This window comes from Streptomyces diversicolor (assembly GCF_057537855.1).
In genome coordinates this window covers 1-22732 of the sequence record NZ_BAAJXA010000053.1, presented here as the reverse complement: position 1 = coordinate 22732, position 22732 = coordinate 1, and the positions used below count along the sequence as shown (strand labels likewise).

At 72.9% G+C, this 22732-nt stretch carries 26 protein-coding genes; 15 read left to right on the top strand and 11 right to left on the bottom strand.

All coding sequences use genetic code 11. The features are described 5' to 3' along the window. Positions 1–10: 10 nt before the first annotated feature. Genes AC27LF_RS39605 through hypE form a run of 3 tightly spaced genes read left to right on the top strand, consistent with a single transcriptional unit; the run spans position 11 to position 2494 of the window. Entirely contained in the window at positions 11–313 is a 303-nt protein-coding gene (locus AC27LF_RS39605) for a HypC/HybG/HupF family hydrogenase formation chaperone (RefSeq protein WP_479664593.1), read from the top strand. Continuing rightward, positions 310–1434, top strand: coding sequence for a hydrogenase formation protein HypD (hypD, locus tag AC27LF_RS39600; RefSeq protein ID WP_479664592.1), 1125 nt, complete (start codon positions 310–312; stop codon positions 1432–1434). The genes AC27LF_RS39605 and hypD overlap by 4 nt, the downstream gene beginning before the upstream one ends. Beyond that, positions 1427–2494, top strand: a complete 1068-nt coding sequence (gene hypE / locus AC27LF_RS39595) for a hydrogenase expression/formation protein HypE (protein WP_479664591.1) — start codon at positions 1427–1429, stop codon at positions 2492–2494. The genes hypD and hypE overlap by 8 nt, the downstream gene beginning before the upstream one ends. A gap of 110 nt (positions 2495–2604) precedes the next feature. On the opposite strand, the gene AC27LF_RS39590 is transcribed toward hypE, so the two are convergent. Next, on the bottom strand, positions 2605–3072 hold the full coding sequence (locus AC27LF_RS39590; RefSeq protein ID WP_479664590.1) for a hypothetical protein: 468 nt from the start codon (positions 3070–3072) through the stop codon (positions 2605–2607). Positions 3073–3370: 298 nt separating this feature from the next. Between AC27LF_RS39590 and AC27LF_RS39585 the strand changes: the two genes are divergently transcribed. Next, positions 3371–3811 (top strand): Lrp/AsnC family transcriptional regulator, encoded by a 441-nt coding sequence (locus AC27LF_RS39585; protein ID WP_479664589.1) that lies wholly within the window; start codon positions 3371–3373, stop codon positions 3809–3811. 27 nt (positions 3812–3838) lie between these two features. On the opposite strand, the gene AC27LF_RS39580 is transcribed toward AC27LF_RS39585, so the two are convergent. Then, on the bottom strand, positions 3839–4942 hold the full coding sequence (locus AC27LF_RS39580; protein ID WP_479664588.1) for a PP2C family protein-serine/threonine phosphatase: 1104 nt from the start codon (positions 4940–4942) through the stop codon (positions 3839–3841). A 258-nt stretch (positions 4943–5200) separates the two neighbouring features. On the opposite strand from AC27LF_RS39580, the gene AC27LF_RS39575 reads away from it, so the two are divergent. After that, entirely contained in the window at positions 5201–6103 is a 903-nt protein-coding gene (locus AC27LF_RS39575; RefSeq protein ID WP_479664587.1) for a GNAT family N-acetyltransferase, read from the top strand. Between the two features lie 558 nt (positions 6104–6661). Here the strand turns inward: AC27LF_RS39575 and AC27LF_RS39570 are convergent. Then, a complete protein-coding gene (locus tag AC27LF_RS39570; RefSeq protein WP_479664586.1) occupies positions 6662–7561 on the bottom strand; it encodes a Gfo/Idh/MocA family protein in 900 nt (299 codons plus the stop codon). Positions 7562–7728: 167 nt separating this feature from the next. On the opposite strand from AC27LF_RS39570, the gene AC27LF_RS39565 reads away from it, so the two are divergent. Continuing rightward, positions 7729–8547 carry an SAM-dependent methyltransferase gene (locus AC27LF_RS39565; RefSeq protein ID WP_479664585.1) on the top strand — a complete coding sequence of 273 codons (819 nt, stop codon included), beginning with the start codon at positions 7729–7731 and terminating at the stop codon, positions 8545–8547. 44 nt (positions 8548–8591) lie between these two features. Here the strand turns inward: AC27LF_RS39565 and AC27LF_RS39560 are convergent, their stop codons facing one another. Both AC27LF_RS39560 and AC27LF_RS39555 read right to left on the bottom strand, forming a co-directional pair. Continuing rightward, a complete protein-coding gene (locus AC27LF_RS39560; RefSeq protein WP_479664584.1) occupies positions 8592–9512 on the bottom strand; it encodes a helix-turn-helix domain-containing protein in 921 nt (306 codons plus the stop codon). Positions 9513–9635: 123 nt separating this feature from the next. After that, the gene (locus AC27LF_RS39555; RefSeq protein ID WP_479664583.1) at positions 9636–9866 is read right to left on the bottom strand and encodes a DUF397 domain-containing protein; all 231 of its coding nucleotides are present in this window, start codon (positions 9864–9866) and stop codon (positions 9636–9638) included. Positions 9867–10071: 205 nt separating this feature from the next. Between AC27LF_RS39555 and AC27LF_RS39550 the strand changes: the two genes are divergently transcribed. The 4 genes from AC27LF_RS39550 (at position 10072) to AC27LF_RS39535 (ending at position 13232) form a co-directional block, all read left to right on the top strand. Next, the gene (locus AC27LF_RS39550) at positions 10072–10620 is read left to right on the top strand and encodes a hypothetical protein (protein ID WP_479664582.1); all 549 of its coding nucleotides are present in this window, start codon (positions 10072–10074) and stop codon (positions 10618–10620) included. Between the two features lie 126 nt (positions 10621–10746). Further along, on the top strand, positions 10747–12516 hold the full coding sequence (locus AC27LF_RS39545; RefSeq protein WP_479664581.1) for an ABC transporter ATP-binding protein: 1770 nt from the start codon (positions 10747–10749) through the stop codon (positions 12514–12516). Between the two features lie 113 nt (positions 12517–12629). Beyond that, positions 12630–12866, top strand: a complete 237-nt coding sequence (locus tag AC27LF_RS39540; RefSeq protein WP_479664580.1) for a DUF5133 domain-containing protein — start codon at positions 12630–12632, stop codon at positions 12864–12866. Between the two features lie 156 nt (positions 12867–13022). Then, positions 13023–13232 (top strand): hypothetical protein, encoded by a 210-nt coding sequence (locus tag AC27LF_RS39535; protein ID WP_479664579.1) that lies wholly within the window; start codon positions 13023–13025, stop codon positions 13230–13232. A gap of 42 nt (positions 13233–13274) precedes the next feature. Here AC27LF_RS39535 and tgmB read toward each other — a convergent pair whose 3' ends face one another. The 3 genes from tgmB to AC27LF_RS39520 form a co-directional block, all read right to left on the bottom strand. Further along, positions 13275–14255 carry an ATP-grasp ribosomal peptide maturase gene (tgmB, locus tag AC27LF_RS39530; RefSeq protein ID WP_479664578.1) on the bottom strand — a complete coding sequence of 327 codons (981 nt, stop codon included), beginning with the start codon at positions 14253–14255 and terminating at the stop codon, positions 13275–13277. 15 nt (positions 14256–14270) lie between these two features. Next, positions 14271–14462: a putative ATP-grasp-modified RiPP gene (gene tgmA, locus AC27LF_RS39525; RefSeq protein WP_479664577.1), complete on the bottom strand. Its 192-nt coding sequence runs from the start codon at positions 14460–14462 to the stop codon at positions 14271–14273. A gap of 201 nt (positions 14463–14663) precedes the next feature. After that, a complete protein-coding gene (locus AC27LF_RS39520) occupies positions 14664–15530 on the bottom strand; it encodes a fructosamine kinase family protein (protein WP_479664576.1) in 867 nt (288 codons plus the stop codon). 208 nt (positions 15531–15738) lie between these two features. Here AC27LF_RS39520 and AC27LF_RS39515 point away from each other — a divergent pair, with 208 nt between their 5' ends. Then, on the top strand, positions 15739–16728 hold the full coding sequence (locus tag AC27LF_RS39515) for an alpha/beta hydrolase (protein ID WP_479664575.1): 990 nt from the start codon (positions 15739–15741) through the stop codon (positions 16726–16728). A gap of 177 nt (positions 16729–16905) precedes the next feature. Here the strand turns inward: AC27LF_RS39515 and AC27LF_RS39510 are convergent, their stop codons facing one another. Continuing rightward, a complete protein-coding gene (locus AC27LF_RS39510) occupies positions 16906–17640 on the bottom strand; it encodes an ATP-binding protein (protein WP_479664574.1) in 735 nt (244 codons plus the stop codon). Positions 17641–17964: 324 nt separating this feature from the next. Here AC27LF_RS39510 and AC27LF_RS39505 point away from each other — a divergent pair, with 324 nt between their 5' ends. From AC27LF_RS39505 to AC27LF_RS39495, 3 genes are all read left to right on the top strand, one after another. Next, positions 17965–18840, top strand: a complete 876-nt coding sequence (locus AC27LF_RS39505; protein ID WP_479664573.1) for a helix-turn-helix domain-containing protein — start codon at positions 17965–17967, stop codon at positions 18838–18840. A gap of 25 nt (positions 18841–18865) precedes the next feature. Then, positions 18866–19078 (top strand): DUF397 domain-containing protein, encoded by a 213-nt coding sequence (locus AC27LF_RS39500; protein WP_479664606.1) that lies wholly within the window; start codon positions 18866–18868, stop codon positions 19076–19078. An 81-nt stretch (positions 19079–19159) separates the two neighbouring features. Next, on the top strand, positions 19160–19975 hold the full coding sequence (locus tag AC27LF_RS39495) for an SAM-dependent methyltransferase (protein ID WP_479664572.1): 816 nt from the start codon (positions 19160–19162) through the stop codon (positions 19973–19975). Between the two features lie 37 nt (positions 19976–20012). Here AC27LF_RS39495 and AC27LF_RS39490 read toward each other — a convergent pair whose 3' ends face one another. Both AC27LF_RS39490 and AC27LF_RS39485 read right to left on the bottom strand, forming a co-directional pair. Beyond that, positions 20013–21218 carry a PP2C family protein-serine/threonine phosphatase gene (locus tag AC27LF_RS39490; RefSeq protein ID WP_479664571.1) on the bottom strand — a complete coding sequence of 402 codons (1206 nt, stop codon included), beginning with the start codon at positions 21216–21218 and terminating at the stop codon, positions 20013–20015. Between the two features lie 71 nt (positions 21219–21289). Continuing rightward, the gene (locus AC27LF_RS39485; protein WP_479664570.1) at positions 21290–22246 is read right to left on the bottom strand and encodes a carbohydrate-binding protein; all 957 of its coding nucleotides are present in this window, start codon (positions 22244–22246) and stop codon (positions 21290–21292) included. Between the two features lie 190 nt (positions 22247–22436). On the opposite strand from AC27LF_RS39485, the gene AC27LF_RS39480 reads away from it, so the two are divergent. Next, entirely contained in the window at positions 22437–22709 is a 273-nt protein-coding gene (locus AC27LF_RS39480; RefSeq protein ID WP_479664569.1) for a heavy-metal-associated domain-containing protein, read from the top strand. Positions 22710–22732 lie beyond the last annotated feature (23 nt).

Below are 22732 nucleotides of genomic sequence, written 5' to 3'. Positions count from 1 at the left end.
GGAGAGGCCCATGTGCCTGGCGGTACCCGGCAGAGTGCTGGACATCGACGAGCGGGACGGCACCCGGGTGGCCACCGTCGACTTCGGCGGCGTGGTCAAGGAGGTGTGCCTGGAATACCTGCCCGACCTGAAGGTCGGCGAGTACGCCATCGTGCACGTCGGCTTCGCGCTGCAACGGCTGGACGAGGAGTCGGCCCGGCGGACCCTCGAACTCTTCGCCGAACTCGGCATGCTCCAGGAGGAGTTCGGCGACCCCTGGGAGGCGGCCGCGGGCGCGGGCGGCGCGCACACGGGCGAGGAGGCCCACCGGTGAAGTACATCGACGAGTTCCAGGACCCCCAGCTGGCCCGGCGGCTGCTGGACGAGATCCAGGCGACGGTGACCAGGCCATGGGCGCTGATGGAGGTCTGCGGCGGCCAGACGCACTCCATCATCCGGCACGGCATCGACCAACTCCTCCCCGAGCAGATCGAGTTGATCCACGGCCCGGGCTGTCCCGTGTGTGTCACACCGCTGGAGGTCATCGACAAGGCCCTGGAGATCGCCGCCCGCCCCGGGGTGATCTTCTGCTCCTTCGGCGACATGCTCCGGGTGCCCGGGACGGACCGCGACCTGTTCCAGGTGCGCGGGGAGGGCGGCGACGTACGGGTCGTCTACTCGCCGCTGGACGCCCTGCGGATCGCGCAGCGGCACCCGGACCGCGAGGTGGTGTTCTTCGGCATCGGCTTCGAGACCACCGCGCCGCCCAACGCGATGACCGTCCACCAGGCCCGCAGGCTGGGCATCCGCAACTTCAGCCTGCTGGTCTCGCATGTGCGGGTGCCCCCGGCCATCGAGGCGATCATGCGTTCGCCGAGCTGCCGGGTGCAGGCGTTCCTCGCCGCCGGGCACGTGTGCACCGTCATGGGCCTCGGCGAGTACCCCGAACTGGCGCGGCGCCACCGGGTGCCGATCGTCGTCACCGGCTTCGAACCGCTGGACATCCTGGAAGGCGTACGCCGGACCGTGGCGCAGCTGGAACGCGGCGAGCACACCGTCGACAACGCCTACCCGCGGGCCGTGCGCACCGAGGGCAACCCGGCCGCGAAGGCCGTGCTGGAGGACGTCTTCGAGGTCACCGACCGCGCCTGGCGGGGCATCGGCGTGATCCCCGAAAGCGGCTGGCGGCTGTCCGGCAGGTACCGCGACTACGACGCCGAACTGCGGTTCCGCGTCGACGGCATCCGCACCCTGGAGCCGGCCGAGTGCCGCAGCGGCGAGGTGTTGCAGGGACTGCTCAAACCCCACGAGTGCGAGATGTTCGGCACCCGCTGCACCCCGCGCACCCCGCTCGGCGCCACCATGGTCTCCAGCGAGGGCGCCTGCGCCGCCTACCACCTCTACCGACGTCTTCGGACCACACCCGCGCCCCGGGAGGCGAGCCCCGTTGCCTGACACCACCGACACCCTGGACGTGACCGGCTGGACCTGCCCGGCCCCGCTGCGCGACCGGCCCCGCGTGGTCATGGGCCACGGCGGCGGGGGCACGCTCTCCGCGGAACTGGTCGAGCAGGTCTTCGCCCCCGCCTTCGGCGGTGCGGCCCTCGCCGAACTCGGCGACGCCGCGGCGCTCAGCCTCGGCGGGGTCCGGCTGGCCTTCTCCACCGACTCCTTCGTGGTGCGCCCGCTGTTCTTCCCCGGCGGCAGCATCGGCGACCTCGCCGTCAACGGCACCGTCAACGACCTCGCGATGAGCGGCGCCCGGGCCGCCTACCTCTCCTGCGGCTTCATCCTGGAGGAAGGGGTGGAGATCGAGACCGTCGCCCGGGTGGCCGACGCGCTCGGCGCCGCAGCGCGCACCGCGGGCGTGGAGGTCGCGACGGGCGACACCAAGGTGGTCGAGTCCGGGCACGGGGACGGCGTCTTCGTCAACACGGCGGGCATCGGCCTGATCCCGGCCGGTGTCGATCTGCGCCCGGCCCGGGTGGTGCCCGGCGACGTGGTGATCGTCAGCGGGCCGGTCGGGGCGCACGGCGTGGCCATCATGAGCATGCGCGAGGGCCTGGAGTTCGGGGTCGAGATCGTCAGCGACTGCGCGGCGCTCGGCGGCCTGGTGGCGGACATGCTGGCCGTCACCCCGGATCTGCACGTCCTGCGCGATCCCACCCGCGGCGGCCTCGCGGCCAGCCTCAACGAGATCGCGAGCGCGTCGGGCACCGGTGTCGCCATCGCGGAGCGCGCCGTGCCCGTACCGCCGGCGGTGGCCGGCGCCTGCGCCGTGCTGGGCCTCGACCCCTTCTACGTCGCCAACGAGGGCAAGCTGGTGGCGTTCGTGCCGCGCGAGCACGCCGACGCCGTACTGGCGGCGATGCGGGCGCATCCGCTGGGCGCGCAGGCCGCGATCATCGGTGAGGCGGTGGCCGAGCACCCCGGGATGGTGGTGGCCCGCACCGGCCTCGGCGGCACCCGGGTGGTCGACATGCCGCTCGGGGAGCAACTGCCGCGGATCTGCTGAGCGCCGCCGCGGATCTGCTGAGCGCCGCCGCGGAGCTGCTGAGCGCCGCCGCGGATCCGCCGGGCGCGCCCGGATCCGCCGAGCGCTTTCGGGCATGCGCGCCGCCGGGCTCAGCCGGGGTCCGGCGGCTGGAGCACGGACAGCGTGCCGTGTGCCTGGCGCAGCGCCACCTCCAGCGCGGCCGGGGCGTGCAGCGTGCCCGATCCGTCCGGCGGTACCAGCCACTCCATGAGCCCGGCCGGACGGTACGGCGGCGGCACCGCCACCCATGCGCCCTTGCTCGCGTGCCGCAGCCCGGCCCCGACCCAGCGGCTGCCCGGGTCCGGTGGCAGGAAGAAGCCGACCCGGTGGGCGCCGCCGTCCGCGAGCGTGGGGCCCGGCAGGGGCAGCGACGGGCTCCACAGCAGATCGAGGGTGAGCAGCCCCAACTCGTCGGGGACGCTGAGCACGTCCCAGTAGCGCCCCGCCTCCAGCAGGGCGATGCCGGCGCCCTGGTCCCACTCCCGCTTGCAGGTCCGGGGGTCGCAGGAGGCCGCCGCCAGCCACTCCACGCCCCGCATCCACGTCGCGTCCGTCATCTGCCGCTCCGGATGCCGGGCGCACGAGAGAACCGCACGCTGCGGCACACCGACCCGGCATATGCATCCTTGTAGATATTTCTATGCCGGGGAAGGGGTGGCGTGCCCTGGCGCTTTACGGCGCGTACGCTGCCCGCGTTCCGTCGTGATCCCGTCGTCTCCCTGTTCGAGGGTGGACCGGACGGCCGGGCCTTCCGGACGCCCCCCGAGGTCATCGCCGTGGACCTGGCCGGACCGGCCGGCCGGGACGCGCCGATAAGGTGGGGCGCAGCCGGGCCGACGGCGGGAGAGGACGAACGTGGACGAGATCGACCGGGCCATCCTGCGCGAACTGCAGACCGACGGACGCATCGCGTACGCCGACCTCGGCCCGAAGGTCGGCCTGTCCGCCTCGGCGGCCCGGCAGCGTCTGCAACGGCTGCTGGACTCCCGGGCGGTCCAGGTCGTCGGCGTCACCGACCCGATGGCCATGGGCGGTCAGGCCATGGCGCTGCTCGGCATCGGCGTGGACGGCGACCCGCGCGCCGTCGCCGACGAACTGGCCGACCACCCCGAGGTGATCTACGCGGTGCTCACCTCCGGCGGCTTCGACCTGTTCGCCGAGGTCGTCACCCCCGGCCCCAAGGACCTGCTCGACTTCGTCAACGACGTCGTGCGGCCGATCGACGGGGTACGGCAGATCCAGTCGTTCCCGTACTTCGCCATCCACACCCACCGCTTCCTGTGGGACGTCGGCTGAACCCCGCGCTCCGGCACGGGGCGCGGCTCACCGGGAGGGCAGCGGGGTGAGGACGAGCATGGTCGCGTCGTCCCGGACGGCATCGGCGTGCTCCAGGAGATCCGCCCACACACGGGAGGTCAGCGCGGCCGGGTCCCCGGCGGCGAGCGCACGCAGCCGCTCGGCCAGCGGATAGAACGCACCGGAGGCGTCCCGTGCCTCCCACACCCCGTCCGAGGCCAGGAACAGCCGGTCACCGGGCTCCAGACCCACGGTGACCTCCTTGGGCGGATCGAACCCGAACGGGCCGAGACCCAGCGGAATCCCCGCACTGACGCCGATCTCGCGGGCCTGCCCGTCGCGCAGCAGCACCGGCGGCGGATGCCCGCGGACCACGATCCGCACGTCACGGACGTCGACGGAGAACTCCAGCAGTACGGCGGTGGCGAACATCTCGGCGTGCCGCTCGCCCGCCGAATCCGCCGCCAGCCTGCGGTCCAGGCGGGCCGCGACGCCCTCCAGGTCCGGCTGGTCGAGCACCGCCTCCCGGAAGGCACCCAGCAGCGAGACCACGGTGGGCACGGTGACCAGCCCGTGCCCCTGCACATCGGCCATCACCGCCCGGACCCCGTACGGGCCGTCGCGCACGTCGAAGAAGTCCCCGCCGACCAGCGTCCCGCGCTGGGCGGCCCGGTACAGCCCCGAGCAGCCGACATCGCCGACCCGCGGGGGCAGCGGCGGCGCGATGGCCCGCTGCACGGCCTGCCCGACCGTACGCTCGGTGACCAGCTGCGCGTCCCGCCGACTGCGCACATAGGAGACGAACACGCTCAGCAGCACGACGAAGACGATGGTGAGCAGATCGGTGTTGCCCGGCCGGTTCAGATGAGTGGCCGGCACGTTCAGCACGACCACCACCAGGGCGCCCATGACCGCGGTGGCCAGCGGCCCGTACGACAGGACGGTGAGCGGCGGGATCGCCCCCAGCAGGAAACCGATGTCGAGCGCGTTGCGGCTGAGCAGGGTGGCCGTGGTGACGCACGCGAGCAGCGCCACGGGCAGCACCCGCACCCAGCGCGGCGGCGGCGCGCCCCGCAGCCAGTCACGCTCGTCCCGGTACCGGCGCCAGGGCCGGCCGCGGACCCTTCCCACACGCCCACGCTACGCCCGGCCGCGGCACCCGGCCGCCCGCGGGCCCCCCGGGCGGCGCGCGGGATCTCCGGGCCGCCGCCGGAAAAGCGGTGGACCCGGTGCGCGGCCCGCCCCTACGCTGGCACCGCACGCCCGAGACCCGACGGAAGGAGGCGAGTGCCATGTGGTCCGAGTTCACCCAGCGCTCCCTCCCCGCCACCCCGGCGTGCCACGTCTGACCTGGCCGGGAGCGCACCCGTACGCATCCCGGAGGAATCCATGACCGCTCCGGTCATCCAGACGCTCGACGAGCACACCGCCCACCTCTTCGACGCCCTGCCCGACCCGCTGCGCGCACGCGAGGCGCACCGGCTGACCCGGTACCGCCCCGACTGGAAGCGGGTGGCGCTGCGCGACGGCCGGGTGGTGGCGCGGGCCGCCTGGTGGGGCGGACCCGACGACGCACAGCCCCTCGTCGTCAACTGGTTCGACGTGGCCGAGGGCGAACAGGAAGCGGGGGCCGAACTGCTGCGGACCGCGCCCTGGCAGGTCGACGACCTCGAATTCAACCTGCCCGCCGGCTGGCGCGACGTACCCGCCCTGAAGGCCGCCGCCGAGACCCGCTTCGCCGCCGCCCGTACGGCCGGCTACCGGCTCTTCGTGGAGCGCTTCATCTACCGGTGGACGCCTTCGTGCGGGCTGCCCGCACGGCCGGGACGGCTCGTCTTCCGCCCCGAGCCCGACGACGCGGTGTTCCTTGACGCCCTGCGCCGCATCCACTCCGTCACCCTGGACGCCCATGCCCTGCGGGCCGTCGAGAAGGGCGGAGTGGAGCTGGCCGCCCAGGAGGAGATCGACTTCTTCCGCTGGTGTGCGTCGCCGCGCGAGTGGTGGCAGATCGCGTACACCCCGCGGGGCGAGCCCGTCGGCATCCACATTCCCGCGCACAACCCGGTGGGGCCCTGCATCGGGTTCATCGGCGTCCTCCCGGAACACCGCGGCCACGGCTACGCCTACGACCTGCTGGCCGAATGCACCCACTTCCTGGCGGGCCAGGGAGCGACGACCATAGCCGCGGCAACGGACCAGACCAACACCCCCATGGCAACCCACTTCACCCAAGCCGCCTACCCCGTCCTAAGAGAACGGACCCATTTCCGTCTCGCTCCCGAACCCGAGTAGCCCGCAGCCCCGACAGCGCCCCCGAAGGGACGCGGGGCTGTACCGATATGCGGCTCCCCCGCGCGGGCGCGACCAGCCACGACGGCGCCCCGAAGGGGCGCGGGGCCGTGTCGATATGCGGCTCCGCCGCGCGGGCGCGATCAGCCACGATGGCGCCCCGAAGGGGCGCGGGGAACTGCGCGATCAGCCACGATGTTGCCGCGGACGCCGGACGGCAGTTCGCGGCACATCCGGCGGAGCGCGTGGCACGGGCGGTGCGAGACCGCCCCCGAAGGGGCGCGGGGCCGTGTCGATATGCGGCTCCGCCGCGCGGGCGCGACCAGCCACGATGGCGCCCCGAAGGGGCGCGGGGAACTGCGCGATCAGCCACGATGTTGCCGCGGACGCCGGACGGCAGTTCGCGGCACATCCAGCGGAGCGCGTAGCACGGGCGGTGCGAGACCGCCCCCGTAGGGGCGCGGGGCCGTGTCGATATGCGGCTCCGCCGCGCGGGCGCGACCAGCCACGACGGCGCCGCAGCCGACGAACGACAGGTAGCGGCTCTTCGCAGCGGAGCGTTCAGCTGAGGGACAGCCCCCCGCCAAGGCCCCGCAGGGACTCCGCCGCGGCAAGTATCTCGCTCACCCGGAGGGCGAACGCGGCGTCGCACGGATGCGCTCTCCCCGTGCGCGCCGCGTCCAGCAGCGCGTCCACGGCCCGGCCGAAGGCCGGGAGGGCGCCGTCCGCGCTGTCCGGCAGCGTGCTCACCCCGGCCTCGCCGCGCAGTTCGACGGTGGCACCGGCCGCCGCCGGCGGCGCGGTCAGGCTGAGGGTCAAGGCGCTGGAGGCGCCGCCGAGATGGTCGAGGACGACATGCGCGGTGTCACCGGGCCCCTGCGCCGCCGCGCTCACTCGGCGCACATCGCCCAGCACCGGCAGCAGCACGGACAGGGCATGCGGGCCGACGTCCCACAGCGCGCCCTTCTCCCGGCGCCACGGCGACGCCCCGAACGGGCTGTCCGTCGTGAACACCGAGCCCAGCCACTGCGCCCGCGCGGTGAACCAGCCGCCCTTCTTCGCCGCTTCGGCGATCCAGGCGTCGGCCTCGGGCTGGAACCGGGTGGTGAAGAACACCACGGAGGCGACCTCGGCCCGCCGCGCGGCCTCGACGACCTCCCGGCCGAGCGCCACCGTGGCGGCGAGCGGCTTGTCCAGCAGCAGATGGCGCCCGGCGCGGGCCGCCCGCGCGGCGAGCGCGGCCTGCACGTCGGGCGGCAGCGCCACGGCGACCGCCTCCACGTCGGCGAGCAGGGCGTCCACGTCGGCGTAGGCCCGGGTGCCGTGCCGGCCCGCCAGTTCGGCGGCGGCGTCCGCGCGCCGCCCCCACACCCCGGTGAACTCCACCTCGTCGTGCCCGCTCAGGGCGGGGGCGTGGACCATCTGGGCCCAAGGGCCGGTGCCGAGCAGTCCGATGCGCATCGCGTCGCCTCTCCGGGGTGCCAACGTGACGACCGGCGCGGCCCGCCGGTCCTGGGTGAGGGTTTCACAGATCGTCCACGCGTGGACTTACCACGAGTACGGCCCAGTCCCTAGTATGTACTCCCTGTTATCACCGGCCAGTTGGCACAGTACGTACCGGGGGAGCGATGCAAGCGGGAAACCAGCCGTCCAGGGAGATCGACCCCGCGGTGCCGACGGCCGCGCGGATGTACGACCACTACCTCGGCGGCAAGGACAACTACGCGGCGGACCGGGCGGCGTGCGAAGAGCTGGACAAGGTGGTGCCGAGCACCCGGCGGCTCGCCGTCAACAACCGCCGTTTCCTGCGGCGCGTGGTGCGCACCCTGGCCCGGGACTACGGCGTCCGGCAGTTCCTCGACCACGGTTCAGGGCTGCCCACCCAGGACAATGTGCACCAGGTCGCCCAGTCCGTCGACCCCACCGCGCACGTGGTCTACGTCGACAACGACCCCATGGTGCTGGTGCACGGCCGTGCGCTGCTGGAGCAGGACGAGCGCACCGCCGTCATCCAGGCCGACATGCGCGACACCGACGGGATCTTCGGGCACCCCGAGACGCGGCGGCTCATCGACTTCAGCCGGCCGGTGGGCGTGCTCTTCGTCTCGGTGATGCACTGCCTCCCGGACAGCGAGACCGACGGCCCGCCGGCCCTGGCCCGGCGGGTGGCCGAGCGTCTGGCCCCCGGGAGCTTCCTGGTGATGTGCCAACTGGTCAGCGAGGACGCCGAGGTCCGTAAGTTCGTCACCGACTTCATGGACCAGACCACGCAGGGGAACTGGGGTCGGGTGCGGCAGGAGAAGGACGTCGCGGAACTCTTCGAGGGCCTGGAGATCCTGGAGCCCGGCCTCGTGGAGGTGTCGACATGGCGGCCGGACTCGGAGGTGGCACCGCGTCAGCTCACCCACGAGTGGATCGAGTTCGGCGGCGTGGGCCGCGTCGGCTAGCGGGGGACGCGCACCACGGAGGCGGGCCGTGCGCGCACGGCCCGTCAGGGGGCCGGGTAGCGTTCCGTCATGATCCGGTCCAGCAGGTCGACGGACTGCCGCGGCTGCAACGCCTCGTCGGCCAGCCGGTCCAGGACCACCCGGTACTCCTCGGTCTCGTCCCGGTCCTCCAGGAAGTTGGCGCTCCTGATGTGCTCCAGGTAGACCACATCGGGCAGATCGAGGCCGCCGAACCGCAGATAGGTGACCGGTATCGCGGGCGCCGACGCGTTGGTCACGTCCAGCGGCACGATCTGCAGCGTGACATGCGGGCGTTGGGCCATCCGCAGCAGATGCTCCAGTTGCTCGCGCATCACCTCGGGGCCGCCCAGGACGCGCAGCAGCACCGACTCGTCGATGATCACCCACACCTGGGGTGCGTCCGGGCGGTGCAGCAACTCGGTCCTGCGCATGCGCAGTTCGACGCGTCTGCGGACCTCGTTCTCGGGTGCCGTCGGAAGTCCGCGCCGTACCACCGCATGGGCGTAGTCCGGTGTCTGCAACAGACCGGGAACGTACTGGATCTCGAAGGTACGGATCGCGACGGCGGCCTCCTGAAGACCGACCAGCCGGTCGAACCACTCGGGCATCAGCCGCTTGTCGTACCGCTGCCACCAGCCCGGCTCACCGGCCCGCCGCAGCAGCCTCAGCAGGACCGAGGACTCGTACGCGTCCGTGCCGTACAGCGTCAGCAGGGCCCGCACATCGGCCTCGGTCGGGGGCCTGCGGCCCTTGCCCGCTTCGATGCGGGACAGCTTCGCCGCGCTGAAGCCGACGGCACGCGCGGCCTGTTCCTGGGCCAGATCCGCGTCCTCGCGGAACCCCGCCAGCTGGACGCCGACCAGCATTTTCAGCAAAGTCGGGGCGGGTTCGGCGCGGTCCAGATAGGGTTCGAGACGGGAGACGCGAGGGGATTCGGCTGACATCCTTGGCTCCCGGCAGACCGGCGACGGAGACCGTCAGACTAACGCACGCGGCGCACCTCGGCCCATGTCCTCGACACATGTGGGGCGTTGGGTTCCGGGCAGGGTGCGCCGCCGGGAGCGTGGCTACAGCAGGTTGTCGAACTCGCCGTCCTTCGCGCCCGCCAGGAAGGCGGCCATCTCGGCGGGCGTGTAGACGAGCGCGGGGCCGTCCGGGTCGCGGGAGTTGCGCATCGCGACATAGCCGCCGGACAGGGCCGCCAGCTCCACGCAGTTGCCCTCGGCATTGCTGCGCCTGCTCTTGATCCATCGCACGTCGAGCGAGCTGGCTCGCACGCCGTTCGGCACCGATGACATCACGGCCTCCTTGTGGGGTCCACCTCCCGCCCCCGGGGAGCGGACGCTCGCCTGTCGCGAGGCCGCCGGGGCGGGCCCCGTGTTCCTACCCACTTTTCGCGCAATTTCCCGTGCAATTGCACGCGGGCGTTGTCGGCGTGAATAATGGCCGCGACGCCGCTCCCGCCGTCGGCGTCCTGACCTGACCGCGAATCAGGGAGATGTCGTGTCATCGCCTGCGCCTCGGACCAACCCCTCCAGCACCGGGCGGACCGGATCCGCGACGTCCTCGCTCCGGGCGGCGACCGCGCCGCTCGCGGCCGTCGACGAGGTGCCCTGGCAGGAGTTCAAGGACTCCACCGGATCCGCCGAGGGCATCCCGCTGCTGCTGCACATCATCGCCCGCGGCGACGAGGACCGCGCCCGGCAGGCACTCGGCGAACTGCGCACCCGCATCTGCCAGTACGGATTCGTCGTGGAACAGGCCACGGCCGTCACCGTGCCCTTCCTGTGGGAACTGGCCCGACAGCCCCGCATCGCCTGCCGGGCCCAGATCATCGAACTCCTCGGCAGCATCGCGGCGGCACGCCAGTGGGAGGAGACGGCCGCCGTCTACCCCAAGCTGCTCAACCACCGGGAGAACCACGTGGTCTGGGAGCGCAACGCCCGGGAGGCCGTACGGTCCGGCCGGGGCCTGATCCGCCACCTGCCGCCGGGCGACGGCCCCGAGGTCGCCCGGGCCACCAGGGAACTGGCCCGCGCACTGGGGGAGTAGGCCCCCTCTCCGTCCTCGTCCGCCCGGAGGACGGCACCGGACAGCGGGTGCGGATCGGACGTAGGACGGCGACGGCTGGGTAGAGAGCGCTTGCCCGACCGTCCGGTCACCGGAGAGGAACCGTCGATGGCCCCGTCGTCGCCAAGACCCCTCGACCACCGCTACCGCGGCGAACACCCGTTGCGCACCCTGGCCTATCTGTTCCGCGCCGACCGCGGAAGGCTGGCCGGGGCCGCGCTCGTGTTCACCGTCAAGCACAGCCCCGTCTGGCTGCTGCCGCTGATCACCGCGTCCATCATCGACACCGTCGTACAGCACCAGCCCGTCGCACGGCTGTGGACCAGCACCGCGGTCATCCTGTTCATCCTGCTGGTCAACTATCCACTGCACGTGCTCTATGTCCGCCTGCTGTACGGCAGCGTGCGGCGCATGGGAACCACCCTGCGCTCGGCGCTGTGCACCCGCATGCAGCAGCTCTCCATCGGCTACCACTCCCGGGTCAGCGCCGGCGTGCTCCAGGCCAAGGTCGTACGCGATGTGGAGACCGTGGAGCAGATGGTGCAGCAGACCGCGGAGAACGGGCTCGGCGCACTGACCGTGCTGACCGGCGGACTGGTCATCATCGCCGTCCGCACCCCTGAGTTCGTCCCCGTCTTCCTGGTCGTCGTGCCGGTCGCCGCGCTGCTCGTGGCCCGGCTCCGGGCCCGGCTGCGCACCCACAACGAACGGTTCCGGCACGAGGTGGAAACGCTGTCCACCCAGGTCACCGAGATGACCCGCCTCATCCCGGTCACCCGGGCACACGGACTGGAGAACAAGGCGCTGCGCCGGATGGACGGCACCCTCAGCCGCCTGCTCACCTCCGGGCTGCGCCTGGACCTGCTCAACGGCCGGTTCGCCTCGCTCGCCTGGGTGGCCCTCAACGTCGTCGGCGTGCTCGTACTGGCCGGCGCGGCGCTGATCTCCTACTACGGCCTGTGGGGGGTCAGCGCGGGCGACATCGTCATGCTCAGCGCCTTTCTGACCACCCTGACCAACTCGACCACCACGCTCGCGGCGCTGGCCCCCGTCATCACCAAGGGGTTCGAGTCGGTCCGCTCCGTCGGCGAGGTCCTACAGGCCCCCGAACTGGAGGACAACGAGGGCAAGCGGGAGGTCACCGCGGTACGCGGCGCGATCACCTTCGAGAACGTCGGCCTCGCCTACGACGACGACCGCGGGCGGCCCGCCGTACGGGACTTCGACCTCGCGGTGCGGCCCGGCGAGACGATCGCCCTCGTCGGCGCGTCCGGCGCGGGCAAGTCCACGGTCCTGAACCTCGTCATCGGCTTCATCCGGCCCACCTCGGGCCGCCTCCTGCTCGACAGCCGGGACATGAGCGGCCTCGATCTGCGCACCTACCGCAGGTTCGTGTCGGTCGTGCCCCAGGAGTCGATCCTGTTCGAGGGCACGGTCCGGGAGAACGTCGCCTACGGCATGGACGAGGCGGACGAGGAGACGGTGCGCACCGCGCTGCGCGACGCCAACGCCCTGGAGTTCGTCGAGCGGCTGCCCCACGGGCTCGACACCATGGTCGGCGAGCGCGGCGCCCGGCTCTCCGGAGGCCAGCGCCAGCGCCTCGCCATCGCCCGCGCGCTCATCCGGGACCCGCGGGTGCTGGTCCTGGACGAGGCGACCTCGGCGCTGGACACCCAGTCCGAGGCGCTTGTCCAGCAGGCCCTCGCACGGCTGGTGCACGGCCGCACCACCTTCGTGGTGGCGCACCGCCTGTCCACCGTGCGCGGCGCCGACCGGATCGTGGTGATGGCGGGCGGCACGATCCGCGAGATAGGCCGGCACGAGGAACTGCTGCGCCGCGGCGGCGCCTACGCGGACCTGCACCGCGGGGCCGCCTGACCGAGGTGCGCGCGCCGCCGTGCCCTGCCGAGCCCCAAAAAGGGGAAGCAAGGGGGAATGAACCTCTGTTTCCCGGGCATACGCAGCGCATAACACGAGAGAGGGGCATACACGTGCCGGTCCCGGAACCCAAGGCCGTCAGAAAGCTGCTGACCCGTTACGCGTCGCTGCGGATCGCCCAGGCCGAACGGCCGACACCGGCGGCGGCGCGGGACCTGGCGGAGGTGACCCGCACCCTGTGCGCGATGACGGGCACCGCGGACGTCCGCGAGGCCGTCGCCCGGGCCGACGCCCTGCTGATCAGGGCGCGCGGCACCGGCGAGGAGAGCGGACTCCCGCTCGCCGGATGACGGCCGCGCCGCCCGCCCGCGCGGCCCTCGCCGCGGACGCGACGTCAAGCCCTGCGGGCGAACCTCCACCAGGACCGCACCAGGACCGGCGCCGGTCCTTACACTCGTCAGCTGTGCCCATGTCCATGGGCCGTGCTCGGAAAGGCGCTTTGACGGGTGTTCCAGGATTCCCCCATCTACGACCGGCTCGTCGCGGAACGCGGCGACGTACCCGCGGGAGTACGCGCAGAGGCCGACCGCCTGCGCAGGGAAGTGGAGGCGGTCATGCTGCCGCTGCGGTCGCCGCGGGCGCCGAGTGCCGCGCTGCCGTCGCCCGCGGTCCCGCCCTCGCAGTGGCAGCGCGTGCACCCGCTGCCGGGCCCCTGAGTCCCCACAGCCGCGCGGCGGCGCCACGCGATCGGCGGGCCCTCACGGCGCCGGCCTCGGTTCTTCGTCCGACGAGGAGGTGCCGTCGGGCGCGGACGCCAGCCACTGCGCGATGGCGCGGGCGATCGGCTGGCCGGTGTCCATCTCGACGAAGCCGAACTGGCCCGACTGGTTGCACTCAAGGAACCACCAGATGCCGTCCGCGTCCTCGGCGAAGTCGAACGCCCCGTAGGCGAGTTCGGCGCCGCTGAGATAGGCGTGGACGGCCGTCGCGACCCGCGGGGGCACCTCCACTGCGCTCCACGGGGACAGGGACGGGGCGAACCGCACGTCCACGTCGTCCGGGTCGGCGTCCGGCTCGATGGGCTTGCGCGCGGCGAACAGCCGGCCGCCGACGGCGGTCAGCCGGATGTCGGCCCGCTTCGGCACCCTGCGCTGCAGCAGGGTCGGACCGAACGCGACGGCCGAGAAGTCGGTGTCCGGCGCGACCCTGCTGGTCGGTACCGCCCGGGGCGGCTCCTTGGGGTGCGCGCCGGAGACGGGCTTGACCACGAGATCCGGGAAGCGCTCGGAGAACTCCCGGGCGGCCTGGGGGAACGTCGTGATCAGGGTGGCGGGCACGGGCAGCCCGCTGCGCTGCGCCAGCCCGAGCTGCCAGGGCTTGTGACGGGCCCGCCGGGCGGCGTCGGGATGGTTCATCCAGCGTGCCTCGGTGCAGCGCAGCATGCCGTACAGGGCTTGGGACGCCTCCTCGGTGAGCCAGGCCGACGGCTGGGCCGCCCGGGCCGCCGCAAGGCCCGGTCTGCGCACCCAGACGGAGCGCAGACCGCTCATGCTCACCAGCCGGCCGGCGACGGACAGATGGCCGTGGCAGACGCCCCGCACGTACTCGCCGGACAGGGCGACCCCGGTGGTGAGATCCGCTGGATCGAGGCGGACCACGGGCACCCCGGCCTCATTGAGCCGGAGGACCACCATGTCCGCCGTCACGTCCTCTTCACTGGTCAGAATGAGCACGGTCATGGCGAGAGCTCGCGGTCAGTCGTCGAAGTGCGTTTTGGAGCCGGCCGTGGAGGTCGTGGTCCCCAGCGCTCTCAGTGTCGCGTGGTCGGTCGCGGCGACGCGGCCGTCGGGGAGCACGTTCAACTGCAGTCCGGAGTCGTACATGTACGGAATGGTGACATCCAACTGCACAGCCGGTCGGGCGTAGTTGAGCGTGAACGGTTGCATGGTCTCTCCCTGTTTCAGCTTCCATGCACTTATACGATTCGAACGCCTGGTTGGTTTCCTTACTCTGTGTGATCTCCGTCCGAATTAAGGCCGTATTAAGGAAGCGGCGTGGCGGCGTTCCCCGGAAGCCATGGACAGCGCATGGGAAGCACACCCCCGCCCGGCACATGACGCCGCCGTGAGGGCCACCGCGACGCCGCCTCAGGACGCCAGGAGCCGCCGGGCGATCGCGAGGGCCTGGTCCGCGTAGCCGCGCCCGAACAGCACCGCGTGGACCAGCAGCGGGAACAACTGGTGCAGCCCGACGCGTTCGCGCCAGCCGTCCGCCAGGGGCGTGGTCTCCCGGTAGCCGTCGAGGACCCGCTCCAGGTGGGGACAGCCGAACAGGCGGAGCATCGCGAGGTCGGTCTCCCGGTGCCCGCCGTGCGCGGCCGGGTCGATGAGCCGGACGTGACCGTCGTCGCCCCACAGCACATTGCCGTGCCACAGGTCGCCGTGCAGCCGGGCCGGGGGCTCGGCGGGGCCCGCCAGCAGGGGCAGCCGCTCGCAGACGCGGTCGAGGACGCCGGCCTCGTCCCGGCCGAGGGTGCCGGCGTCGGCCGCGCGGCGCACATAGGGCAGCACCCGGTGCTCGGCGTACCAGGACGGCCAGTCGGCACCGGGGACGTTGCGCATCGGGGCGAGCCCGATGTACGCCTCCTCGGGGCCGCCGGGCGGCGGGCAGCCGAACGCGGGCGCGCCGGCGGCGTGCAGGCCGGCCAGCGCGCGGCCGAACCGGACCGCGGCGCCGATGTCGGGCCGCCCGGCCGGGACGCGGTCGAGCACCAGCCACCGCGCGTCATGGCCGCGCACGGCCGGCAGCCGGACCGTGTCCGCGGCGGCCAGCCAGCGCAGCCCGGCCACCTCGGCGGCGACGGCGCGCGGTGCGTCGGCTCGTTTGACGACCACGACAGGCCCGCCGTCGAGACGGACCTCGCTCAGCGTGCCGGACAGCGAACGCTCCCGCGTCGCCGCTCGCCCGGTGAGCCGGGCCGCCGCGGCCCGCGGTCCCTCGCCGCCGTGCACCATGAGCCCAGGGTAGGTGGTCGCGCCGGCCCGGCCGCAGGTCGAGAACGTGCGGTCCGGCCCGGCGAAGGCCAAGGTCCGATCGCCGGGCCGGCCGGCCGCCCGGTCGCTCGGGCCGATGGGCGATTTGCCGAACCGGCAACATCGCTCGGCGGCGGAAACCGGCTCCCGCATGATCGTGCCAGCAGTCCCCGAACGTCTGGGAGGAACCATGCCGCAGAACACCGCCGCGCACGCCGTCCATCGTCTGGTGCCGTCCCCGGCGGGCCGGACCCACCTGGTGGAACAGGGAACCGGGCCGCTGGTGCTCCTCGTGCACGGCTTCCCGGAGTCCTGGTACTCCTGGCGCCGCCAGCTGCCCGCGCTGGCCGCCGCCGGCTACCGGGCCGTCGCCGTGGACGTGCGCGGCTACGGCCGCTCCTCCAAACCCGCCGAGGCCGGCGCGTACCGGATGCTCGACCTGGTGGCGGACAACGTCGCCGTGGTGGAGGCGCTGGGCGAGCAGTCCGCCGTGATCGTCGGGCACGACTGGGGCGCCACCATCGCCGCCACCTCGGCGCTGGTCCGTCCCGATGTCTTCAGCGCCGTGGGCCTGCTGAGCGTGCCCTACACCCCGCCCGGCGGCCCGAGGCCCAGCGAGGTGTTCGCGGCGATGGGCGGCCCCGAGGAGTTCTATGTCTCCTACTTCCAGGAGCCGGGCCGCGCCGAGTCGGAGATCGAACCCGATGTGCGCGGCTGGCTCGCGGGCTTCTACGCCGCACTGTCCGCCGACACCATGCCCGCGCCCGGAGCGCCGGATCCGCACTTCGTCGCCGCGGGCGGAAGGCTGCGCGACCGGTTTCCCGCCGGTCGTCTGCCCTCCTGGCTGGGCGAGAACGAACTCGACGTCTACGCGGCGGAGTTCGAGCGCACCGGACTGACCGGCGCACTGAACCGCTACCGCAACATGGACCGGGACTGGGCCGATCTCGCCGACTTCCACGGCGCCCCCGTCACCCAGCCGTCGCTGTTCGCCGGCGGCGCTCTGGACGCCTCCACGACCTGGCTCTCCGACGCGATCGAGGCGTTCCCGCACACCCTGCCCGGCCTGACCGCCTCGCATCTGCTCGACGGCTGCGGCCACTGGATCCAGCAGGAACGCCCCGAGCGGATCAACACCCTGCTGACGGAATGGCTCGCGCAGGTGTCCCCGCGCCGGTGACGACTCGCTCCCACCGGGGGCGTGCCGTCACCGGTTCACCGGGTGACGGACGGGTGCCGCGGACCCGGCCTCGGGCGGGTGCGCGTCCAGGACGGGTCGGCCGGGCAGGGCTCACCCGTGCCGCGGGCCCGGCCGTACGCCGGGGCGACCGGGCGGGCGGAGCGCCATGGGCGCGGGTCAGGGCTGGGTGGGCAACGGTCCATGGGCTGGGCGTCCTTCGGCCGAGTGGGGGGTGGGCCGGCCGGGTCGGGGGGCCGGTGACGGGGCGGTGCCCGCGCCCGTCGCCAGCTCGGCCCAGACGACGCGTGCGGACCGGTGGGTGCCGGTGACGCCCCAGTCGAGGCTCAGCGCCTCGACCAGCAGGAGTCCGCGGCCGCTCTGGTCGTCCGGGTCCGGCCGCCGGGGCGCCGGCAGCGCGGCGGCACGGTTCTGGTCCTCGACCTCGATGCGCAGCCGGTCCGCGGTGCTGTGCAGCCGGCAGGCGATCCGTTCGCTGGCCGAGTGTGTGACCGCGTTGGTGACCAGCTCGGAGGTGACGAGGACGGCGTTGTCCCGTACCTCGTCGTCGGTGCCCCAGTTGGTCAGCAGCGCCCGCACGGCCCTGCGCGCCGCGCCGACCGATGCCGGGGTCGCGGGCAGGTCGAACGCGTGCGCGGGGCCGTGCGGTTGAGCCCCGGAGGCGAGCGGGTCGGGGCCGTCGGGCCCAGGGAGTCGACCGGCATGCTCGCCTCCGGGTGGTCTGGTGGAACCCGCCGACTGCGGCGGGCGGTGCGGCCACGGGGCCGCGTGCGGGCTCGCGGACCTGTCGCCGCCCGGCTGCGGCGCCGACCGCCAGGCCCTGGGCGGTGCGGCACCGCCGGACCGGTCGTCGGGCGGTCGGTCCAGTGGCTGGGGGAGCAAGGGCGCAGTCATCGCCGTACGCCTTTCGTCCGGCCTCGCTGAGTGGGGGTCTCTCGGTCGTGGATCGGTCGGCCGCACAGCACGATCGGGCGACAACGCGCGCCGGATGACGCCCGATTGCAGCCCAATCTCCCCCAACTGGACTGTTCCGCCTGCTCATTCGGTGAGCCGAGTCAGTGGGTCCACTGTGACATCCGCCAACATCTGCTCGCAACCGGCAAGTTGAAATTTGCAAGTGGTGGCGTGCATGCTGCATGCGTCAACAAGTGATCGAATGAGGCGCCGGAATCGACCGCGTGAGACGGTGACCCTGGAACCTGGTACGAGGGGGTAAGCGTGACCGCGGAGACCGACTGGGGCGGCGCCCCTTCCGTCCTGCGCATGATCCTCGGGCGTCAGCTGGAGGAACTGCGCAACCGGGCCGGTCTGACCTACGAGGAGGCGGGCGCCGCCATCGGCGTCAGCCACTCCACCATCCGCCGGATGGAGGCCGCCAAGGTGGCCCGGCTGCGGCTGGCCGACGCCGAGAAGCTGCTGCAGACCTACGGCGTGACGGACCGGGAGGAGATAGAGACCTTCCTGCAGTCCGTGCGCGAGGCCAACAAGCGCGGCTGGTGGCACACGTACCGCGACGTCATGCCGGACTGGTTCGCCGCGTATCTGAGCCTGGAGCAGGCAGCGCTGCACATCCGCGCCTACGAGAACGAGTTCGTCCACGGGCTGCTCCAGACCCCGCAGTACGCGCGTGCCCTGCTGAGCGCCGGCAATCCGCACGCGTCGGCGGACGCCACGGAGCGGCGGGTCGCGCTGCGCATGCGCCGCCAGGAACTCCTTGTGCGCAAGGCGCCGCCGCGGGTGTGGATCGTGATGGACGAGACGGTGCTGCGCTGGCCGGTGGGCGGTCCCGACGTGATGCGCGCGCAGATCGACCATCTCATCGAGGTCAACCGGCTGCCGCAGGTGACCCTGCAGATCATGCCGTTCGCCAACGGCCCGCATCCCGCCATGCGGGCCGGGGCCTACCACCTCTTCCGGTTCCGGGCACCCGAACTCCCCGACATCGTCTACCTCAACGGCCTGGTCGGCGCCGTCTACCTGGACAAGAGCGACGACGTCGTGGTGTACCGCGAGTCCCTGGACCGGTTGGGCGCCCAGGCGGCGCCCGCCAGGAAGACCGAGGCCGTCCTCGGTGCGATACGCAAGGAGCTGTAACGTGCACCACCCCATACACAACGGCATGCCGTCCCGGGAACTCGGCGCGCGCGGCTGGACCAAGCCGTGGAGCGACGACGCCGGCGGTGCCTGCGTGGAAGTGAAGAAGCTCGCCGACGGACGCGTCGCGGTGCGCCAGTCGACCGACCCCGACGGCCCGGCGCTGGTTTTCACCCCCCGCGAAATGACCAGCTTCCTGACGGGTGTGAAGTCGGGTGACGCCGACTTCCTCCTGTGAACCGCCTTGTTATAGCTGCGTTGTAGCTGCTTGTTCCATCGACCCCCTGCTGCATCCCCGACCCGAATGGGAGACACGGCGTTGCCCGACAACGGATGGCCGGCCGACCGCATCGACACCGAGAACGCCCACTCCGCCCGGATCTACGACTACATCCTGGGCGGCAAGGACTACTACCCCGCTGACAAGGAGGCGGGCGACGCCATGGCGCAGGAGTGGCCCGCCCTGCCCATCCACATGCGCGCCAACCGGGACTGGATGAACCGGGCGGTGCGCTGGCTCGCCGAGGAGGCGGGCATGCGCCAGTTCCTGGACGTCGGCACCGGCATCCCCACCTCACCGAACCTGCACGAGATCGCGCAGGCGGTGGCCCCGGAGTCACGGGTCGTCTACGTGGACAACGACCCGATCGTGCTCACCCTCTCCCAGGGGCTGCTGGCCAGCGCCCCCGAGGGCAGGACGGCGTACATCGAGGCCGACTTCCGCGACCCGGGCGCCATCCTGGACGCCCCGGAGCTGCGCGAGACCCTCGACCTCGGCAAGCCGGTGGCGCTCACGGTGATCGCCATCGTCCACTTCATGCTCGACGAGGACGACGCGGTCGGCGTCGTGCGCCGGCTCCTGGAGCCGCTGCCCTCCGGCAGCTATCTGGCGATGTCCATCGGCACCGCCGAGTTCGCGCCCGAGGAGGTGGGCCGCGTCGCCCGCGAGTACGCGGCCCGGAACATGCCGATGCGGCTGCGCACCATCGACGAGGCCCACGAGTTCTTCGAGGGCCTCGAACTGGTCGAGCCGGGCATCGTCCAGGTCCACAAGTGGCACCCGGACGGCGCGGGCGAGAAGGGCATCCGCGACGAGGACATCGCGATGTACGGAGCGGTGGCCCGCAAGCCGTGACCCGCCGGGGCCGGGACCCGCCGGGTTCCGGCCCCGGTCAGCGGGTGGCGGGCCCGGGACCGGTGCTCGGGCGGATCCCGCCCGTCTCGATGACCCTCACGTGCCGCCGCCCGCGGGCCGCGGAGGTGCGGTGCAGGACGACCACGGCCGCGTCGTCGTCCAGACGCCCGCCGGTGTGTGCGACCAGATCGCGCCGCACATGCTGGACGAGGGTGTCCGGCGGGGCGTCGCACCACCGGGCGACCCGCTCGGCCAGCGGGTAGAAACGGCCGTCGGCGTCGCGGGCCTCCACGACGCCGTCGGTGTACAGCAGCAGGGTGTCGCCCGGTTCGAAGGGGATCTCGTCCAGCTCGCGGGCGGCCGGCCCGCATCCCCCCGGTGTCAGCCCGCAGTCCTGGACCCCCAGGGGCGGCGAGGGATGCAGCGTCGGCACGGTGATCCCGCGGCCCTGGCAGAGCAGCAGCGGCGGCGGATGACCGCAGGTGGCCATCCTGACCACCGGGTACTCCTCGGGGATCTCCACCAGCAGGGCGGTGGCGAAGCGCTCGCCTGCCTCCTCGGGCGGCTCGAAGTCGGCCGCGTAGCGCTGGACGCTCTGCTCCAGGGACTCGGCCAGGTCCGTCAGCACGGGACGCCGGTGGGCCGCCTCCCGGAAGGCCCCCAGCAGGGTGGCGGCCTCCCCGATCGCGGACAGCCCCTTGCCGCGCACATCGCCGATCAGCACGCGTATCCCGCCGAACGCACGGGTGGCCGCGTAGAGGTCGCCGCCGATCTGGGCCTCGTCCTCGGCCGCCAGGTACAGGGAGGCGATCCGTACGAACCCCAGCTGGTCCGGCAGCGGCCACATCAGGACGTGCTGGGCGGCCTCGGCCACCGAACGGACCCGGACCAGCTGCGCGTGCCGCCGGTCCCGGATCGCGCAGTAGATCACGACCAGCACGGACAGCACGGTGAGGGTGATGAGCTGCACGATGCGGTTGGCGGTGGCCAGTTCGCCGTGCAGCAGCCCGATGAGGCTCTGGGCCACCACGGTCATCGCCCCGACCGCCGCCGTCGTCCGCGGGCCGGCGAACGACGCGGTCAGCGCCGGGGCGATGACCAGCGCGGAGGCCAGGTGGAAGTCCTGGGGCGAGTGCACCTCCACCACGGTGATCGCGGCGATCAGCGCGACCGGAAGCAGCAGCAGCGCCTGACTCGACTGCCATGGCTGCCGGAGACCCGTCGCGCCCTGCCGGTCACCCATGTCATCCAGCGTGCCCCACCCCGGGCCGGTCGGCCATCCTTGCCCGCCCGGGTCCCTCGGGCCGGCCCGGCTCAGTGCCCGTGGTCCGCCGTCGCACCGGGCCGCGCCGTCCCCGAACCGTGCGCCTCGGCCCCGGCCGTCACCGTGAACGCCGCGGTCCTGACCACGCCCGCGTGCCGGAAGTCGAGGAAAAGCCGGTAGGTTCCGGCGGTCGGCGCCGTCGCCGTGAAGGAGATCTCCGGTCCCGGCCGGGTCCTGCCGTCCCCGGGCTCGCCGTTCGGATGCACATGCAGATAGGCGAGGTCACCGGACCGCAGCGCCACCAGATGCCCGTACGCCTCCAGGTAGGGCTCCAGGTCGCGCACCGGCCTGCCGTCCTTGGCGACTTCCAGCCGCAGCTCGCTCGGACGGCCCGCGCTCAGAGCGCCACGCAGTGTCACCTCGTAGCCGTCCACCCGGGCGGTGCGGCCCGGCGCCCAGGTCCGCGCCGAACGGTCCCCTCCGGTGGCCGTGAGGTCGGCCCCGAGGGTCAGTCCGTCGCCGCCGCGGGGGGTGAAGTCGGCGAAGACCCGGTATTCCGTCGCCTCGGGCAGTGCGACAGGGACCGACCAGGTGCCGTCGGCCGCGCGCACGGGGTGCAGATGCCGGTAGACGGTCAGGTCCCGCGAGGCGACGATCAGGTGCAGTTCCTTGCCGTGCTCCCGCTCGTACGCGGTGACGGCGCGGCCGGTCGCGTTCTCGACGATCGCGAACCGGAGACGGTCGCCGCGGCCCGCCTCGACCGTCGGGGTGCGCAGGGCGAGGGTGTATCCGCCCTCGGAGGCGTGCAGCCCGCCGGGCGGCGCGGACTCATGGGCCCCTTGCGCCGGATGGCTCCGCCGTGCCGGACCGTGGCCCCGCTCGTGCGCGCGGGGCGCCCGGTCGGACGCGGGGGCCACCTCGCCGAGGCCGCTGCCCAGGCCGTAGGCGGTGCCGAAGGTCGCGGCGAGCGCGGCGGCGAAGACGGTGATCCGCAGTCCCGTGTGCATGGGTGCCCTCCTGGGCTCACGGCCGCCCGGTCGGCGGCCCGACTGCGCTAGAAGGTACCCCCTGGGGGTATGAAGTCCAAGCCCTTTCCGCCCTTGAACTCGGATACCGGGTGGGGGTATAGATTTGATCGCGCCTTCATACCCCCACCGGGTATGGGACCGCACCCAGTGACCCGATCTCGGAGGACCCATGTCGAACTGCTGCACCCCCGACGGAAGCTGCCACGCCCCGGCCGGTACGACGGCCGTCTACCAGGTCGACGGCATCGGCGGCGCCCACTGCGAGGGCGTCGTCGCCGACGCCGTCGGCGCCCTGGACGGGATCACCGCCGTGGCCGTCGAGGCCGGCACCGGCCTGGTCACCGTCACCACCGCGGGCGAGCCCGGCGGGGACCTGGACGCACTGATCACACGGACCGTCGAAGCCGCCGGCTACGACGTCGTCCGCCGCCTGCCCGCCTGACCCGCCCCACCGCGCCGAGGGGG